This window comes from Mesotoga sp. UBA5825, assembly GCF_002432955.1.
In the GTDB taxonomy this organism is placed as follows: domain Bacteria; phylum Thermotogota; class Thermotogae; order Petrotogales; family Kosmotogaceae; genus Mesotoga.
In genome coordinates this window covers 1-17,043 of the sequence record NZ_DJHG01000020.1, presented here as the reverse complement: position 1 = coordinate 17,043, position 17,043 = coordinate 1, and the positions used below count along the sequence as shown (strand labels likewise).

Sequence of the window (17,043 nt, the reverse complement as noted above, 5' to 3'; positions counted from 1 at the left end):
CTCCCTCATCTTCGATTAAGCATGGCTTGAAGTTCCCTTCTTCGCCTTCTTGGCACACTGCAACCACAACCAGTATTGTGGAAACAACTATGGAGATTCCACATTATAAATCCCGCAATCTTCACTATGATTTTCAGGCAAATAATTGATTTTTAAAAAGCTGGCATTGCTCAAACGATCACTCTTCAAAACTCTGATCTTAAAGAATCCTTTGGCAGTCAAGAGCACGTCACTGAGTAGTGCTTTCTGGGTATCGTGACGGCAAAAATGATAGACTTGACAAAACCAGTCGTTTCTCATACAGGAGTATTTATGAAGAATTGGCTTAAACCTATCTCTCTGGCTGCTCTAGCAACGCTTTTCTGGGCCGTTATAGGTTTTGCGGTGACAGAAGTCAGGTATTCTGAAGTTGAAAGTCAAATTGCCAACTCCGCAAGAATGATCGCGGAAAACACTGCAAAGACCACATTAATCGGCCACTTTCATCGGGATTCGTTTTATGAAGCTGTTATGCAGAATGACAACGATTTCACCAATCACTACCTAATGGAGATGCTGGCCAGTAATATGCATATCAAAGGTGTTGCTGTTTTTTATAATGATGAGGTTTTTGCGTCTGCTGGTGAGAAGTTTGAAATTGCCGTCACGCCTACTGTTGAAGGAGGAGACTACTCGGAGATCTTCTCAGTGGGCAAGGATCTTTTTGCAATTTCTGCCTTCACCAACAACGCTGGTTCAGAGAGCTCAAAGGATGGGTATGTCATTCTGAAGCTAGATCTCGAGGGAATTCTGAGTCTGCTTACAACAGAAGGATACAGCTTGAATAGCGAGAAGGGGAGTCTGCTATTAGCAGGAGTCTCAGTTTCTCTTGAACGCAGATGGCTACCGGCTAACTATGCCGCAATCGCTTTCGTCTTTCTTCTGACATTCGCCTTCACCGCTACTATACAGCGAATGGCTGGCAAGAAGTTTCTTGTCAGAAGGAACAGAGAAATGTCTCTGCTTCTGGATAAGATTCCGACACTGATCTGGTACTTCAGAGATCAGGAGACTTTCGGAATCGTCAATGAGTCGTTTGCAAAGTTTTTTGGCAGGCACCCGGAGGAAATTGATGGGAAGAATGTCTTTGAGATTCTCACGGAACAGGAGGCAATAGAATGTGTTGAAAGCAACAAGGAAGTTTTCGCTCGAAAAGAGAAAGTTGTTTTTGAGCAGAATTCAGAGAACTCGATTGGAGAGCTAAGAATCCTGGAGATTACGAAGACGCCGGATATCGACGAATTCGGAAATATAGAGTCTGTTGTCTGCTCTGCAAACGATGTGACCGAAGAAAGAAGGGCGCTTAGGAAGATTAAGCTTATTCAGTTCGGACTGGATAATGCGAACGATGAGGCCTTCTGGATTGCTCCTGACGGCACGATACTGTATGCAAACAGCGCGGCCTGTAAGAATCTTGGATACACAAAGGATGAGATTTCCGGACTGAAGGTAAATGATCTCGATAAATCGATGGAGGCAATGGATAGAAGAGTAAGCTGGGAAAGGCTTAAGTCAAAAGGAAGGGATACATTTGAAGCCTATCATGTGAGAAAGGACGGCTCTGTCTTTCCCGTCGAGATTAACAGGAATTATTTCAGGTACGATGAAAGCGAATACGAATTTACTTTTGCCCGAGATATATCTGAACGCATGAGAAATCTGGAGATTCTTGAGAGAGATAGGTTCAGAATAGAACGGCTTCACGACGCAGCTCTCAATCTGGAAAGATGCGGAACCTTCCAGGATGTATACGACTCTGTGATTGAAGCAGCTAATGAGATCCTTGAATTTGATATATGCTTCATCTGTGTCAATGAAGAGGATAATCTAGTAATCAAGGCATCTTCCAACCTAAATCCGCGAGACCCAATTGTAATGCCGAAAGATGTTGGAATTGTCGGGAAGACTTTCAGAGAGAAGAAGCCTTACATAATCGATGATATCCAGGAGTTCCCCGGCACTCTCAAATCAAACGACATCTACCGTGCCGGCCTAAGCGTTCCGGTTGGAGATGTTGGAGTCTTTCAGGCGATGTCCGCGAATAGGTCGAAGTTTGGCCAACAGGAGCTAAGACTGACTGAACTTCTTATGTCTCACGTCCGCGAAGCGATCGTGAGAATCGAGACCGAAAAGCGTATGAATTACATGTCTCTTCACGACGGGCTTACTGATTTGTACAACAGGTTCTATTTCGAGGAAGAACTCATCAGGTTGGAAGGATCGAGATTCTATCCTATTTCAATCGTTTCGGCCGATGTCGACGGTCTGAAGCTAATTAACGATACGATGGGCCATGCAAGAGGAGATCAGATACTTTTAGAGTTTTCGAGGATTCTGAGATCCTGTTTCAGAAAGACTGATATTATTGCAAGGTTTGGTGGAGACGAATTTGCAGTTATTCTCATACGAACGGATGAAGCTACGACCGAGAAGATCGCGTCGAGAGTCAGGGAGATTGTCGGTAAATTCAACAGAGATCACATCGGACCTCCTCTGAGTGTTTCCATGGGAATCGCTACCAGTAAGGGACAGGAACAATCTCTTGTCGAGACTCTGAGGCATGCAGATGACCTGATGTATCGTGACAAGCTTTACAGGAGCTCCAGCGTCAGAAGCCAGATGGTGAACACGCTGCTAGTTACTCTGGCCGAAAAGGATCAAATCTCTGGCGGTCATGCAAAGAGACTGCAGAGGATGTGTTTAGAACTGGGAAGAAGAGCAGGACTGAGTTCTCGGCAACTCAGCGACCTAGCACTTTTTGCTCAGGTTCACGATCTGGGAAAGGTTGGAATTCCAGATAGAATACTATTCAAACCAGGCCCACTGGATGATGATGAATGGAAAGTGATGAAACTTCACCCAGAAAAGGGATACAGGATCGCCGTGTCATCTCCAGACCTCTCTTCAGTCGCAGATCTAATTCTCAGGCATCATGAAAGATGGGATGGTGAGGGCTATCCTCTGGGTATCGAGGGCGATAAGATCCCCGTTGAATGCAGAATTCTCTCTGTTGTAGATGCCTTTGATGCAATGACAAATGACAGACCATACAGCAAAGCCAGGAACAGACAGGAAGCAATTGACGAAATAAAGAGATGTTCCGGTACTCAATTTGACCCCGAACTGGTGATTAAGTTTAGGGAAATGATAGAGATAGAGTCTTTCTAGATGCTCTTGATTATTTGTGAGATTTTTTTGTAGCTCAGAAGAGATATAAGAAGCGCTACTGCCAACGATGTCAGTGATACTAGAAGGAGCCAAGCTGTGCCGGTGCCGTCAACTGCGCCTTTCAGAATCAACGTGATAGGCATTATTGCCCCAAAACTCAATCCCATACAGATCAACTGATTCAGAAGAACGAATTTCGTTCTCATGAAAGCATTCGGATTATCCATTTGATCGGGAGGTGACGAAAGAACACCTCTTATACCGAGCAGAGAGGATGTCACATAAAGCACAAAGACAGCCGGAACAACCATAAGATAACCGAAAGAACCTCTCTTGATCAAGATGCTTACGCCTAGAACGCCCACAAAGAGAACTGTCCCCAACAGAACAGGTAGAGTGGTTTTTATGGCTATCATCCTTCCCAGAGAAAGAGGCAATATCTTTGTTGTCTCAATAAAGGGATACTCTCTGCCCATCAAAAAGGCGGATTGTATAGTGGTGAAGATGGTACTAATAAGTACCATAGTGAAGATCGATGTTACTACTTCTTCTGAGATAAGGCCAAAAACAAGTCCAAAGACAACGGGATAGAAAAGATAGTATATTAGCTGTTCATAGCGTCTATATATCTTTAGTTCTCTTCTGAGCAAAACCCATCCCCGCCTGTCATTGAAGGTCACGGTCTTCTGCTTGTTCTTGGAATATGATACCGGTTCGAATTTGATAGATGAGGCAACCCTGAAAAAAACATATCCCAGCAAAGGAATTGCCGCTAATCCAACTAGGAGGTACAGAGGGCTTTCCGAAGACTTAACACTCCAGGTGAAGATATTCAGAGGGTTTGAAAAAACTTCCCAAGCGCTTGCGAGCTTCTGCAGATAAAGCGGTATATTATCCGTGCTCCGTGGAACTAACTGAACTATTATGAAGAACATGAAAGCTGCCGCAATTTGAACGATGAACATTACTTTTCTTGCGACTGCCCTGGACATGAATTTCCCAAGAGCTACAGAAACGATGGAAGCCAGAAGTACGGTGTTTATTACCACGAGAACAAGTGAAGGGATTCCGATCCATGGATTGGGATCGATTCTGAGATGGTATGGAAGAGCGATTCCCAGAAAGACGGACAGAGTGAGCCCCTGATATAGGGTCGAGATAATAATCTGATAGACTATGATACTCACTCTCTTTACCGGAAGAACGAGAAGCATGTCTATCTCATCGTTTCTCATGAAGAGATAAGACGATGTGGCCGAAAATGAGATTAGAAAGAACAGCCCTGAGATTGTCAGAAAAAATCCGGCCATGACCTTGCCAAGGGAGACGCCTTCAACGGCTACTCCAGAAGTCGCACCATACACGTTCCAGAGAAACATTCCGATCATGATTGTGAATACTGCAAAGACGAATAGCTGGCCCGAAAGGCCTCCTCTTGTGCCTTTCTTGCCCGGAAACATGAAGAGCTTGTACTTAAGGAACAGCTTAAGGTCGTTCAAATAGACACCTCACAATGCGCCTACAATTTCCTGGATGTCTTCGTTCTCGCCAGTAAGCTGCAGGAAGAGGTTCTCGAGAGTCTCTTTGTTGTCGGCTCCTGCTCTCCTTCTTAGCTCATCCATCGTGCCCTCGGAAATTAGCTTCCCCTTGTTGATTATGCCTATCCGGTCGCACATCTTTTCCGCTATCTCCAGCACGTGTGTGGTCATGAAAATGGTAGAGCCTTCGCCCTTATACTTCTCAAGAAGCATCTTAAGTATCTTCGCGCTTCTTGCATCGAGACCTACGGTCGGCTCATCCAAAAAGATGACTTCTGGTCTCCTCATCAGAACAGAGATAACCATTATCTTCTGTTTCATACCGTGAGACATCTCAGATATCATCTTCCCCAGATAATCTATTCCAAACGCTTCACATAGTTCGCCGACTCTCTTCTTCGCTTCTTGTCTCTTATCGGGAAAGACATCCATGATGAACTCAAGGAACTCCGCTCCTGTGAAGTAGGAATAGATTCTTGGTTCTTCAGGGACAACACCGATCTTGCTCTTTATCTGAAGCTCATTATTCGAGTAGTTCATGCCGAGGATTTTTATCTCTCCCGAAGTAGGTCTAAGCGTACCGGTAAGCATTCTAATCGTCGTTGTCTTTCCGGCTCCGTTTGGTCCCAGAAAGCCATATATTTCGCCAGAGTTAACCAGCAGATCTACTTCGTCTACTACGGGGCTCTTATCGAATGCTTTCGTAAGTTTTTTACAGTCAATCATCTANNCCCGAACCTATTCTACGACAAGACCCGATACATTTCACATAATGTCAAGAAATTCTGTTGATCTGGCAGATGATTTCTATACAGCGCAGGCAATCCTGTTGCCGGATGATATAATTGGCTAAGTTTATGAGGTGGGCATATGAGAAGAGCTGTGTCCTTCGCATTATTAGCTGCCGTAGTAATAATTCTATTGTCGGGAATCAACGGTCTCAGCTTCGATCCCTCGCCCGCAGCATTTCTGAGCGATGATGATCCTGAACTGGCAGCGTTCAACCGAATCGCGGAGGTTTTTGGAGACACTGGATCGATCATGGTGATTCTTAATGCATCGGAAACTCCACTCGAGCTTCTGAAAAGAATATCAGATGAGATAAAGTCTCTTGACTGGGTTAACTCGGTGTTGTCAGCCACTAACGCGATGAAGCTGGGAAGCTTCAATCTTTTCACTTTGAGAATTCCAGCTGAGGACTACGTGTACTTGGAAGATGGGAAATTGGTGCTGAATGAAGATCTGCTGACAGATCCAATATACAGTAACCTGCTGATATCTTCTGACGGCAGCTATTACGGCATACTGATTACAATCGCAGACGGAAATGAGTTGAGCAGCGACACACTTGTCCCTCAACTTCGATCGAAACTCGATTCTCTCGATGTAAAGGGCTATAGACTAATTGGAGAGAGCGTTGCCAACACAGAGACATTCAGATCAATAATCGATCTTACCTTCAAGTATCCACCTTTCATTCTACTTGCCATTTTCATGATCTACGTAATCAAGTTCAGAAAGGTCTCGCTTGCTTTGCTTACGCTGGTTCCTCCTCTGGCCTCCGTAATGGCGATAGTTGGAGTAATGGGTATAATGAAGCTTTCGATCAACAGTTTGACCGTTATGATCCCTTCATTTATCGTCATTATTGGAAGTGCATACGGGATGCATTTCCTCTCAAGGTTTGAAGAAAACATTCATCTTAAGAATGCCGTCAGTCGGACAGTTCACGAGGAGAGAGTTCCTGTTCTCTTATCTGCTTTGACAACGATGGCAGGCTTTTCTTCATACATTCTGCTCGACTTGAAGGCCTTTCAGGAGATGGGTATATTCGTCTGTTCAGGAATCTTCCTCTCTGCGGTTTTCACAATTGTCGTGCTCCCGGGGCTTGTGTCTTCAAGAGAAACTGTGAATCCGCAACGTGCATCACCTCCAAGAGACGTAAATCGTCTTGCGAAAAAGGTAGTTGTCTGGGCCGTTATAGTGGGCAGTATCGCCTCTCCTTTTCTGATCATGTCAATTCCAATGACTATTGACCAGTATAATTTCTTCAAAGAGAATTCGGAGATTAGAAGAAGCGCAAACACCATGAAAGAGGCTTTCGGTTGGCTGACAAACTATTCGCTGATGGTTACACCAAAAGAAGGGGATAGCATTGCATTAACGACAGATCATGTAGAGAGTTTGGAAGCGTTCGAAGCGGAGCTAAAGAGACTTGATGGAGTTTCGAAGGTCATGAGTCTTCTCGATCTGTCAAGAGAGACGGGCGTTCCGTTGACGCTTATGGTGAGAGTACTGAACTCAAGTGATGTTTTCGGTGACTCTACATCACTTCTTGTGAGCGACAATGCTATACGATTCAATCTGTTCTCTCCGGAGAGCGACAGTCGAAGCGCCGAAAAACTGAAGTTGGCCGTCGAAGAACTAATAATGAGCTATCCGGAACTGGATGACAATTTCAGGTTCAATCTGGCTGGAACTACGCTTATATGGAAGAGCGTGAACTCCTCTGTTGTTAACAATCAGATTCAGAGCTTGATAGTATCGTTTGGGCTTATCATGCTCCTCCTATTCACGATATTCAAAAGTCTGAAGTCGACAATCATCGCCACGATACCTATTCTCCTTACAACTCTTTTCAACTTCGCTTTTATGGCGCTTTTCAGGATCCCGTTGAGCATTTCTACAGCGCTCATTTCGGGAATGTTGATGGGGCTGGTAATCGATTATTCGATTCACTTCACTATCTGGTTCAGGAGGTTCGGCGATTCACGTAGGGCATATCAACAGACCGCAAATGCAATTCTTGCAAACGGGCTTAGTCTTGTTGCCGGCTTTTCAGTTCTTCTGCTTTCACCTCTCTTGTTGTACGTTGATGTGGCGAAGTTGATGGTTAGCGGACTTGTTGTGGGAATGGTTCTTACTCTAATACTTCTGCCAGAGATCGCATCTAGAAGTAAGAAGTTTTCTGATAGGGCAAAAGCCTCTGACTGATATAATTCACTTATATTCAGATTGGAGGTGGCGTTCTGAAAGCTCTCGTTTCTCTTCTTCCAGACGATCTGAATCGGTTTGTCAGAGAGCTGTGGAATGAATTGAAAACAGACTTCGGATTTCGTTCGGTTATGCTCAATCCACTTCCACACATTAGCTATTGCATTTTCGAAGAGACGACTGTCACTTCAGATCCCATGCTTGAAGAGATTGCGTCCGTTATGGGTGCCTTCTCGGCAAAGACAGAATATCTTGGTATTTTCACTGGCGAGAGACCGGTAATTTTCATTGGAGTAGCTAAAAGTCCTAAGTTGGCTTCTCTTCATAAATCGCTATGTAAAGTCCTCTGTGAAGCGGTGGACAGCAAAGCAGCCGTTTACAGCGAGACTCACTGGATCCCTCATATAACACTTGCCTATGGAGATGATGTTAATCGAAGCAACATAGGTCCTGTGATGGAGAGACTTGCATTCAAAGACTTCCATCATGAGTTTGTAATTGACAATCTGGCAGTTCTTGAAGAGATTCCAGAGAAGGGAATTGTTGTCAGTAAGAGCTTCAGACTCACCTGTTCCTGAAGACAAACTGGTTTATCTTTATGCATCATTTTTCGTGACTTTCAATGTCTCAGATGGGCTCTCAAAGAGTCCAATTTGTTATAATCGATCAGAAGAAGGAGGTAGATGAATGAAAAGAATTGGCTGGAAGGAGATAGATTTGAAAATTCCACTGCCGAAGAATGTAAAGTCAACTGAATGTTTGAGTGAACTAGAGGAGTTCATCGGACAGGAGAGAGCCATAAGAGCTTTGGAGACAGGGCTTTATATAAACGCAAAGGGATACAATGTTTTTGTTTCCGGCAGTAACAACACCGGAAGAAGAACATTTGTCAGTCGTTATCTGAAGAAGAAGGTCGAAGGAACAAAGACTCCGGGCGACTGGATATATGTCTACAACTTTGATGAACAAAGGTCGCCAAATTCAATTCCACTTGAAGCGGGGGCAGGGAAGGTATTTCAGAAAGAGATGAACGAGTTTGTTGAGATAGCTATCAACTCGATCAGCGAGAGCTTTCAGAGTGAGGACTACCAGCAGAAGGTAACTTCGATCCAGAATGAGCAATCGGAAAAGCGTTCAAGTATGCTGAAGGAATTGTTAGAGAAGGCGAAAGAAAAGGATTTCACTGTTCAAATAAACCAGACAGGAGTTGCAACGATTCCTCTCTGGAACGGTAAACCGCTTACCCAGGAAGTGTACGAAGCCTTACCTGAGGAATACCAGAAGCAGCTTACCAAGAAAGGCGAGGAAGTCCGTGAATTAGTCAACTCGTATCTTCTTAGATTGAGCAAGATGGAAAAAGAATATGGTGAGAAGTACAAGGAATTGAATCGAAACGTGGCTTCTTTCGCAGTTGAAGGTCACATAAAGGAGATGAAAGACAAGTTTAGCAAGAACAAAGAGGTCGTTGATTTTATAGAGAGCATGAAGGAAGACTTGCTTGACAATCTGGGAGTATTCTTCAGCCAGGAGATCGACTCCAAAGCTTTTTTCGGCAAGAGATATGCGGTCAATCTGTTTGTCGACAACTCGGGAATAGAGGGGAAACCCATTGTGGAGGTAACAAACCCCAATTACTCCTCCCTTTTCGGAAGAATAGAGTATGTAGCAAAGATGGGAATGCTTGATACCGACCACACCATGATAAGGCCAGGCGCAATACATAACTCGAACGGCGGGTATCTTGTCCTTGATGCCAAGAGCGTACTGAGCGAACCCTATGTCTGGCAGACTCTGAAGCAGGTACTCTTTTCCGGACTCGAAGGAATTGAGAATCTAGAACACAAGATCGGTCTCTTATCGACTGTTAGTCTGAAGCCTGAGCCAATTCCGCTGGATATAAAGATAATCATGATAGGCGAGCCGTGGATATACAGCATGTTAAGTACGCTCGATACGGATTTCAAGAAGCTCTTCAAGATTAAAGCCGAGTTCGATTGGGAAATGGCGTTGGAGAAGGACACGATTGGCAAGCTCTGTGGGCTAACCTGCAATATTGTGAGGGAGAATACTTTGAAGCCGCTTGAAAGGGACGGAATCAAAGAAGTGATAAAGAGAGCGATATTCCTTTCGGGAAGCAGGAAGAAAGTCTCGACTCAGTTTGGCACCCTTGAACAGCTCCTCCTGGAGAGCTCGGCAATGGCGGATATGAAGAAGCACGATATGATAGAGGCTGAGGATGTATCGACCGCTTGGGAAGAGATGCATACAAGGGTCTCCCTCTATCAGGACAAGATAAAGGAAATGTTCAAGAACTCGACATTGATGGTTCAGACAGATGGAGAGCTTGTTGGTGAGATAAACGGTTTGACAGTAGTCCAGACAGAGGATCTCTCTTTTGGAATACCGGTGAAAATAACTGCCAAAGCCGGTCCAGGCAACAGCGGTATAGTTGACATACAGAAAGAATCGGAACTAAGTGGAAACATCCACAACAAAGCCAGTCTGACTATTCAGGGATACATGAGTTCGAGATATGCGCAGCAATTCCCGCTGAGCCTGAACGGTTCGATAAGTTTTGAGCAGGTCTATTCGACAGTTGAAGGGGATAGCGCTTCCGTGGCGGAGACAGTCGCTTTCCTGTCTGCAATTGCCGATGTGCCAATTAAGCAGTCAATAGCAGTTACGGGCTCGATCAATCAAAGCGGAAGAGTCCAACCCGTAGGCGGAGTTCAGTACAAGATTCAGGGCTTCTATGATCTCTGCAAGATAAAGGGGTTTACCGGTCAACAGGGAGTGGTCGTGCCTCAGGCGAACTCTGACAATGTTGTTCTCCCTGACGAAATAATTAATGCCATTAAGGAAGGGAGATTCAACATATGGACCGTTGAGACCGTGGACGAGGCCATTGAGGTACTGACGGGCATGAAGTCGGGAAAGCTCGGGAAGAGCGGAGAGTACTCGCCTGGCAGCTTCAACCAGAGGGTAGTAGAGAAGTTGATGAAGTACTATGAGATAGCTTCTCAGTCGAAGAAATGACTAAGCAAGATACGTAAATCAATGGTGGTTGTTCAAATGGCCAATAAGAAAAATGGCGACAGACATATCTGGCATGTCCATCGCCATTTTTTTTGTAAGGCAGCTACCTGATCATGATTCGGAGTCTATTGCCGCGAATCTGTTCAGCATATAGTTTATGTATCCCTTTACATAAGAAGCAGTCTCTCTGAGAATCTCAACGGAGAGGTTGTCTAATTTCGATGTCTTGCCTGCTTCGTGAAGATCATCGAAATACTCTTTGCCTAGCCAGACTGCCTGAGGTTTCTCAAGTTCATTTCCCATAACATGTTTGAGTTCATAGTATACTGGATTGAGTTTCTCTCTGGAGTACTTCCTCAAATCTACCGCGGCCTGCTTCGGATTCCTGACGATTCTGGCAGGAACCTCTTCGAGCGCCATTAGCAGGGGCTCGTATTGTCCCCAAATCAAATAACCACCGTAGAAGTCGTATGCGAAGTGGTAATTAGCAAAGATGGCGAGCCACTTGTCCATGTTGAAAGGAAGCTTCAGCAGTTCGAAAAACGGGGCGGGGAATGTGTGAAAAGGCTGGCCCACATCTTCAAGATAGTGAATCGCCCTCCCCATGAACCGGTATGCCCAATAATGGTCTCCTCTGGAATAAGCGATCTCGGCCAGATCGCTGAAATACTGGACGACGTCGGTTACTTCTCCAACTCTAATGAAGAGAAGCATTCTGTATTCCATGTGCCTCAGCCCCTGACTGTCCCCAAGGAGCGTCTCTATTCCCTTTAGTTCGAGCCCCTTATCCATGCCTAGATCGGGCTCGTAAGAATATACCGAGAGAATTTGCCACATGGGAGCTTTGTCATCGACCGGCTTAGGGTTCGGGAAGACTGCACTGTATAGATCCAGGTCTTCTTCTGGTAAATAGGGTTCACCCAGATAGTCGTAAAAACCTTCTATGGCCGGGTTGTATTCACGAGTGTCAACATCGGCGTATGTGTACGGGGTTATCTCAACGTACTTGTCAAAAACCTCCTCATACTGGGATACAATCAAATACGTTAGAGCATCGTGCCCCGACCATGAAAATCCGAACACGGCTAATAGCAGTATTAGAATCATCATCACCTTTCTCACGTAACCACCTCCAATTCTTATAATAACAGATTCGAACTGCATTATTGTCTTCTTGATACCGATGTAGCTTCGTGATAGGCAAGCTTTCTGATAGTATTGTCTAAGAAAAGCAGTTTAGGGAGGTGCAATATGGCCGACGCTTCTAGAGGAGTTTCAAGAGGCTCATTAGACGTGCGGATTCTTCAAGATAATGAATTTGATTTCCAGCTCTACAGGTCTCTTGGTGCAGTATCGTACGAAGGAGGCACCGTAGGAGAGATTCTTTCGCTTGTACCGCATATAGATTGTGAAGACCCATCAACGTGGGTGAAGTCATTCAAGGACCTGGCAACAAGGCTGAAAAATAATGCCCTCGTGGTTCTTCAGAAAGGTAATAACGAGAGCGCGAGGCAGGAATTCTTGAGGGCGGCAAGCTATTTCAGAGCTGCCGAGTATTTTGGCGATCCCAGAGATTCGAAGACAAGATACCTTGGAATGGAAAGCAGAGATTGCTTTGTATATGCTTTCAGAACCACTGATATTCAGTTCGAAGCTGAGAGAATACCCTACGGTGAGGATTTCATTCCGGCGTACTGGATTGCTCCAACGACCGGCGGCAAGAAGAAGACGATAATGATGATGAGTGGTTTTGACGGGACATCGGAAGAGATGTATTTCCAGGCAGGCTCGGCCGCTTTGCAGAGGGGTTACGCGGTTGTTCTCTTCGATGGCCCCGGTCAGGTAGGAATGAGAAGGTTTTCGCCCGAGACTCCGTTGCGTCCTGACTACGAAGTTCCGATTTCCAAAGTTGTCGATTATGTCTTGTCGAAGGAGGATGTCGATCCATCAAGACTCGCGCTGTACGGCATTAGTCTCGGAGGTTATTTCTCACTTAGGGCCGCGGCTCACGATTCCAGAATAAGAGCCCTGATTTCCAATTCACCTGTTACCGATATCTACAAGTACATGTCTGCATTTGTTGGAGAAGCTATCAATTCTCCTGAAGATATTACACTGGAAACGGTCGACCTTGTGCCCTCGGAGTATTTGTCTAAGGCTCAAAAGCTCCAGCTCGTCAACATAATGCTCAGGTTCGGCGAGGTCTCCATGTTCAAGGCTTTCGAAAGAATGAGGGATTTCGTTGTAGGCAACGCTATAAAGAGTATTCAGGTTCCATTCCTTGCCATGGTGGGAGAGGGAGAAGGAGAAGAGGCGCTCATCCAGGCAAGGGAAGCCTTAGATAACGTTTCGGGAAAGTCAACAATGAGAATATTCAAGAAGCAGGAAGGCGCAGATTCCCATTGTCAAGTTACTAATCTTCCTTTGTCCAATTCAGTGCTTCTTGATTGGCTGGACGATGCTTTTGGAGCAACGACATGAAGCGTATTGGCCTTTTGGGTGGGATGAGCTGGGAATCATCACTGGAGTACTACAGATTGCTCAATGAAATGGTCAAGAACAGGCTTGGGGGATTTCATTCCGCAGAATGCACCTTGGCTTCAGTTGATTTCGGCCCCGTTTCGGAGATGATGAAGAGTAATGACTGGAAGGGTATAGAGAGGGTCTTGTCTGCCGCAGCCATTGATCTGAAGAGAGCTGGTGCAGACTTTCTTATCATATGTACCAACACAATGCATCTTTTGGCCAGAGAAATCGAAGGAGCATCAGGGCTTGAAGTCCTAGAAATCGGTAAGGCAGTCGGAGAGGAGATCGAGAGAAGGGGACTTGAAACCGTTGGACTCCTTGGCACAAGATTCACTATGGAGAGGGCTTACTACAAGGATACTTTGGCGGGATTTGGCATAAATGTGATCGTTCCTTCAGCTGAAGAAATGGTAGTAGTAGATATGATTATCTTCGAGGAGCTCTGCAAAGGAATCTTCAGAGAGGAATCAAAGTCAGTCTATAAGGCAGTGATTAAGGGTCTTCAGGTCAATGGAGCCGAGGGAGTTATACTTGGTTGCACTGAGATACCTCTGCTGATCAAAGAATCAGACGCTGACATTGCCGTTTTCGATACTACGGCCATTCACGCCCGGGCGGCCGTCGATCATGCTCTTGCGTGATTCGGAATCAAGAATACTGAATAGTCAACAGTTCTCTAGAGAATGCATGACGCATGAGATTGACTCACAAGACAAAAGCATTTTGCTTCTGAATCGGTAAGTTCGACCGGATCCGAGATTCCAAATCACTCTTGTGTGAATCTCGACAGGGAAGGCTGTTTTCTCAGGTAGATACTGCTATTCACATGATTAGCAGCTATTTCAAATTGCTAGTGATCGCTCACTTTGCAGAAGGAGGATTTTAGTATGAAAAGACTCTTGTTAGTGCTTCTGTTAGTACTGCTGTTATCGGTAGTCTCTTTTTCTAGCGTTTACAATAGTGCGTCCAACGGTGACCTGCAAGGGGTAAAGGAAGCTGTCAACAGTGGTGGTAATATTAACGAGCGTGGCTATGCAAACAAAACACCCTTGATGGTCGCAGCGGATTACGGCCACTCGGAAATAGCAACCTACCTTATTGAATCTGGGGCAGACATTTCAACCGTTGACGACAATGGCTATACAGCTCTTCATTACGCTGCGAGAAAGGGTCTCCTCGATGTCGTGAAGATGCTTCTTGAAAGAGGGGCGGATATAAACGCTCATCCGGCCAGTTCGATGTTTTATGAAGGCTATACACCTTTGATCCTCGCCTGTGACAACTCCAAGAACGACACTACTCTGGAAGTCGTTAAGTATCTTGTGGAGAAGGGAGCCGATCTAGAGAGAGTTGAATATGCTTTCCGCTCACCTTTGATTGCTGCGATATTTTCGAAGGGGACAAATACCGTAGTCTTCCTGCTTGAAAACGGAGCCGATCCAAATCGACCAGCCAAGGACGGAAGAACTCCTCTCTATCTAGCTATATCGGAAGGCCTCCCAATTGAGGGCATAGAAGCGCTTCTAGAACATGGGGCAGATGTGTCTATCGGGAATGAATACTATACGCCGCTTCAACTGGCCGTATCGAAGTCCAATAATGATATTTCGAAAATGCTGATCGAATTTGGCGCCGACTATTCTGGAGTAGATGATTCAGGCAATACTCTACTTCATCGCGCTGCAGGTAAGGGATCTACCAAGAACATCGAGATGTTTGTTGAGCTTGGAATCGAAGTTGATTCAAGGAACTATGAAGGGAAAACTCCTCTGCATATCGCTTCAGAGAACGAGTCCTTGAGAAATGTCAAGCTCCTTATTTCACTTGGAGCCGACGTCCTGGCAAGAGATAACAATAATCACTTGCCCCTACACTTGCATCTCGCTGTCTACCAAGAAGACAAAGAAACTATTGAGAGCTTGCTTTCTGCGGGTGTCAGTATCAACAACAATGAAGTAGAAAGCGGTATCTCATCGCTTCATATCGCAGCCGCTTATGGAAAGCTAGATATTGTCAAGTACCTCTTAGAAAGAGGCGCGGATGTTTCGATCGAGACAGATGAAGGAATCCTTCCAATTCATTCCGCTGTCGGCCGCAGGGGAAAGCCGGAAGTCGTCGATTACTTGCTCGAAAGCGGAGCTAACATTGAGGCCGAAGATAACGAAGGCAGAACGCCTATCTTCTACGCTGTTAAAGACCACAACATGGAAGCGATTTCTTACCTCGGTGAGAGAGGAGCGAATGTCAATCATCAGGATCACAGCGGGAAAACGCCCTCACACTACGCTGTCGAGGACAAATGGGACGCGATCGAAATGCTTACGATCCTGAGCGAATTCGGTTTGGTGCCGGATACAAAGGACAACGCAGGAATGACTCCGGAGGATTATGCTGCATCAGAAGAGATAGTTGGATTCTTGAAAACGCTTTATTGAAGTCTCGGACAAGTCCGCGATCCAATCTACTAAACCGGTGTCTGCCTTGCGCAGGGACCGGTTGCTTGTAATGGGCCATAAGACGTTAACCAAGAAACGTCATTGTCAATCATTGACTCTTCTGGCATTTTGAGCGGCCTTCTGAAGAAGAGAAAACAGGTGATCTCTTTCGCCGTTGGAGAAACCTTCTGTTAGCATTGTTTCATGATCTCTTCCAAGCCTTCCTAGCTCTTCACCAATTCTTATGCCGCTTTCTGTGAGAAACAGCCTGTAACTCCGGCTGTCTGATGGGTCGGTTTTCCTCTTTATATTGCCTGCTTCGGTAAGTTTCTTCATGGCTTTAGAGTAATTCCCTTATCGACACCGAGAATTTCGCTGAGCTCATTCTGGCTTATTCCGTCTCTGGCTATCAGCACTCTCACAAAGAAGAAATGGCCACTCCCCAGTCGAAATTTCTGCATTTCCCTGCTGAAATGGACATTTGCACTGCGCGAAATGCGATATATCCAGCGGCCAATGTACTCTTCTCTATCGAAGGCTGGATCACGCGACATCCGTTGCCCCTGCCTCAGCACTGAGCTCACTTGAACGGAATGTCTTCAGTTCTCTAAGGTAGAAAACCAGCGATATTGCGAAAGCGATCAAATCGGCAAGTGGAAAGGATATCCAGATGCCATTAATCCCTAGAAAGCGCGGAATCACTAGAATCAGTGGTATCAGAATTATTATCTGTCTAAGGAGGGATAAGAAAAGTGCGGGTATTGCTTTGCCGAGTGCCTGGAACATTCCAGAAGCAATAACCTGGATGCCGATAGTCGGGATGGCAAGGATAACAATCCTGAGAGCAGAAATTGTGGGTTCAATAAGCTCGATTTCATCAGAGAAAATCGATATGAGTTGTCTTGCAAAGAAGAACATTATGATTGCCGAGAAAAGGGCGATCAACGTGGTAACTGCGGAGGCCAGTTTGACAGACTCTCTTGCTCGCCTCATTTTTTTGGCGCCGTAGTTGTATCCGACAATTGGAAGAAATCCCTGATTCACGCCGAACATAGGCATTATGAAAACCATTAGCAGTCTGTTTATTATGCCGTAGACTGCCACCGCAATGTCGCCTCCATAGAAAACCAGTGAGTTATTCATAACAACGGCAAGCACACTGCCCGCAACCTGTCTGGAAAAAGCGGAAAGACCCACGGAGACGGTTTCCTTCAGGATTGTCCACTCTGGAATCAAAGAAGCCAGAGAGATTCTCAACAGACTCTTTCCGCTGGTGAAGTAAAAGAGAATATAGATCGAGGTAATCG

The 17,043-nt window shown here is 45.4% G+C and carries 13 protein-coding genes; 7 read left to right on the top strand and 6 right to left on the bottom strand.

Translation table 11 applies throughout. From position 1 onward, the window contains the following. Positions 1-312: 312 nt before the first annotated feature. On the top strand, positions 313-3,207 hold the full coding sequence (locus B3N33_RS01285; protein ID WP_292591922.1) for an HD domain-containing phosphohydrolase: 2,895 nt from the start codon (positions 313-315) through the stop codon (positions 3,205-3,207). Here B3N33_RS01285 and B3N33_RS01280 read toward each other — a convergent pair. Continuing rightward, positions 3,204-4,706 carry a hypothetical protein gene (locus tag B3N33_RS01280; protein ID WP_292588650.1) on the bottom strand — a complete coding sequence of 501 codons (1,503 nt, stop codon included), beginning with the start codon at positions 4,704-4,706 and terminating at the stop codon, positions 3,204-3,206. The genes B3N33_RS01285 and B3N33_RS01280 overlap by 4 nt on opposite strands. A gap of 9 nt (positions 4,707-4,715) precedes the next feature. Next, positions 4,716-5,471, bottom strand: coding sequence for an ABC transporter ATP-binding protein (locus B3N33_RS01275; RefSeq protein ID WP_292591920.1), 756 nt, complete (start codon positions 5,469-5,471; stop codon positions 4,716-4,718). Positions 5,472-5,615: 144 nt separating this feature from the next. Here B3N33_RS01275 and B3N33_RS01270 point away from each other — a divergent pair, with 144 nt between their 5' ends. The 3 genes from B3N33_RS01270 to B3N33_RS01260 all read left to right on the top strand — a co-directional run bounded on the left by B3N33_RS01270 (position 5,616) and on the right by B3N33_RS01260 (position 10,775). Then, complete coding sequence (locus tag B3N33_RS01270; protein WP_292591919.1) at positions 5,616-7,739, top strand: efflux RND transporter permease subunit; 2,124 nt, start codon at positions 5,616-5,618, stop codon at positions 7,737-7,739. Between the two features lie 14 nt (positions 7,740-7,753). After that, complete coding sequence (locus B3N33_RS01265; protein ID WP_349682103.1) at positions 7,754-8,317, top strand: 2'-5' RNA ligase family protein; 564 nt, start codon at positions 7,754-7,756, stop codon at positions 8,315-8,317. 109 nt (positions 8,318-8,426) lie between these two features. Then, positions 8,427-10,775 (top strand): Lon protease family protein, encoded by a 2,349-nt coding sequence (locus B3N33_RS01260; RefSeq protein WP_214060691.1) that lies wholly within the window; start codon positions 8,427-8,429, stop codon positions 10,773-10,775. A gap of 111 nt (positions 10,776-10,886) precedes the next feature. On the opposite strand, the gene B3N33_RS01255 is transcribed toward B3N33_RS01260, so the two are convergent. Next, the gene (locus B3N33_RS01255) at positions 10,887-11,897 is read right to left on the bottom strand and encodes a phospholipase (RefSeq protein WP_292591915.1); all 1,011 of its coding nucleotides are present in this window, start codon (positions 11,895-11,897) and stop codon (positions 10,887-10,889) included. 129 nt (positions 11,898-12,026) lie between these two features. On the opposite strand from B3N33_RS01255, the gene B3N33_RS01250 reads away from it, so the two are divergent. The 3 genes from B3N33_RS01250 (at position 12,027) to B3N33_RS01240 (ending at position 15,736) form a co-directional block, all read left to right on the top strand. Further along, positions 12,027-13,256 carry an alpha/beta hydrolase family protein gene (locus B3N33_RS01250; protein WP_292591913.1) on the top strand — a complete coding sequence of 410 codons (1,230 nt, stop codon included), beginning with the start codon at positions 12,027-12,029 and terminating at the stop codon, positions 13,254-13,256. Then, on the top strand, positions 13,253-13,942 hold the full coding sequence (locus tag B3N33_RS01245; protein ID WP_292591912.1) for an aspartate/glutamate racemase family protein: 690 nt from the start codon (positions 13,253-13,255) through the stop codon (positions 13,940-13,942). Before B3N33_RS01250 ends, B3N33_RS01245 begins: the two co-directional genes overlap by 4 nt. 246 nt (positions 13,943-14,188) lie before the next feature. After that, entirely contained in the window at positions 14,189-15,736 is a 1,548-nt protein-coding gene (locus B3N33_RS01240) for an ankyrin repeat domain-containing protein (protein WP_292591911.1), read from the top strand. A gap of 105 nt (positions 15,737-15,841) precedes the next feature. Here the strand turns inward: B3N33_RS01240 and B3N33_RS01235 are convergent, their stop codons facing one another. From B3N33_RS01235 to B3N33_RS01225, 3 genes are all read right to left on the bottom strand, one after another. Then, complete coding sequence (locus B3N33_RS01235; RefSeq protein ID WP_292591910.1) at positions 15,842-16,072, bottom strand: MarR family winged helix-turn-helix transcriptional regulator; 231 nt, start codon at positions 16,070-16,072, stop codon at positions 15,842-15,844. Beyond that, complete coding sequence (locus B3N33_RS01230) at positions 16,069-16,290, bottom strand: hypothetical protein (protein WP_292588630.1); 222 nt, start codon at positions 16,288-16,290, stop codon at positions 16,069-16,071. Before B3N33_RS01230 ends, B3N33_RS01235 begins: the two co-directional genes overlap by 4 nt. Continuing rightward, a partial coding sequence (locus B3N33_RS01225; RefSeq protein WP_292591909.1) for an MATE family efflux transporter occupies positions 16,280-17,043 on the bottom strand: 764 nt, incomplete at its 5' end. The genes B3N33_RS01230 and B3N33_RS01225, both read right to left, overlap by 11 nt.

Coding starts and splice junctions, on each gene's coding strand:
- B3N33_RS01245 (WP_292591912.1), top strand. CDS start 13,253: ATGAAGCGTATTGGCCTTTTGGGTGGGATGAGCTGGGAATCATCACTG.
- B3N33_RS01235 (WP_292591910.1), bottom strand. CDS start 16,072: ATGAAGAAACTTACCGAAGCAGGCAATATAAAGAGGAAAACCGACCCA.
- B3N33_RS01285 (WP_292591922.1), top strand. CDS start 313: ATGAAGAATTGGCTTAAACCTATCTCTCTGGCTGCTCTAGCAACGCTT.
- B3N33_RS01250 (WP_292591913.1), top strand. CDS start 12,027: ATGGCCGACGCTTCTAGAGGAGTTTCAAGAGGCTCATTAGACGTGCGG.
- B3N33_RS01240 (WP_292591911.1), top strand. CDS start 14,189: ATGAAAAGACTCTTGTTAGTGCTTCTGTTAGTACTGCTGTTATCGGTA.
- B3N33_RS01230 (WP_292588630.1), bottom strand. CDS start 16,290: ATGTCGCGTGATCCAGCCTTCGATAGAGAAGAGTACATTGGCCGCTGG.
- B3N33_RS01270 (WP_292591919.1), top strand. CDS start 5,616: ATGAGAAGAGCTGTGTCCTTCGCATTATTAGCTGCCGTAGTAATAATT.
- B3N33_RS01275 (WP_292591920.1), bottom strand. CDS start 5,471: ATGATTGACTGTAAAAAACTTACGAAAGCATTCGATAAGAGCCCCGTA.
- B3N33_RS01260 (WP_214060691.1), top strand. CDS start 8,427: ATGAAAAGAATTGGCTGGAAGGAGATAGATTTGAAAATTCCACTGCCG.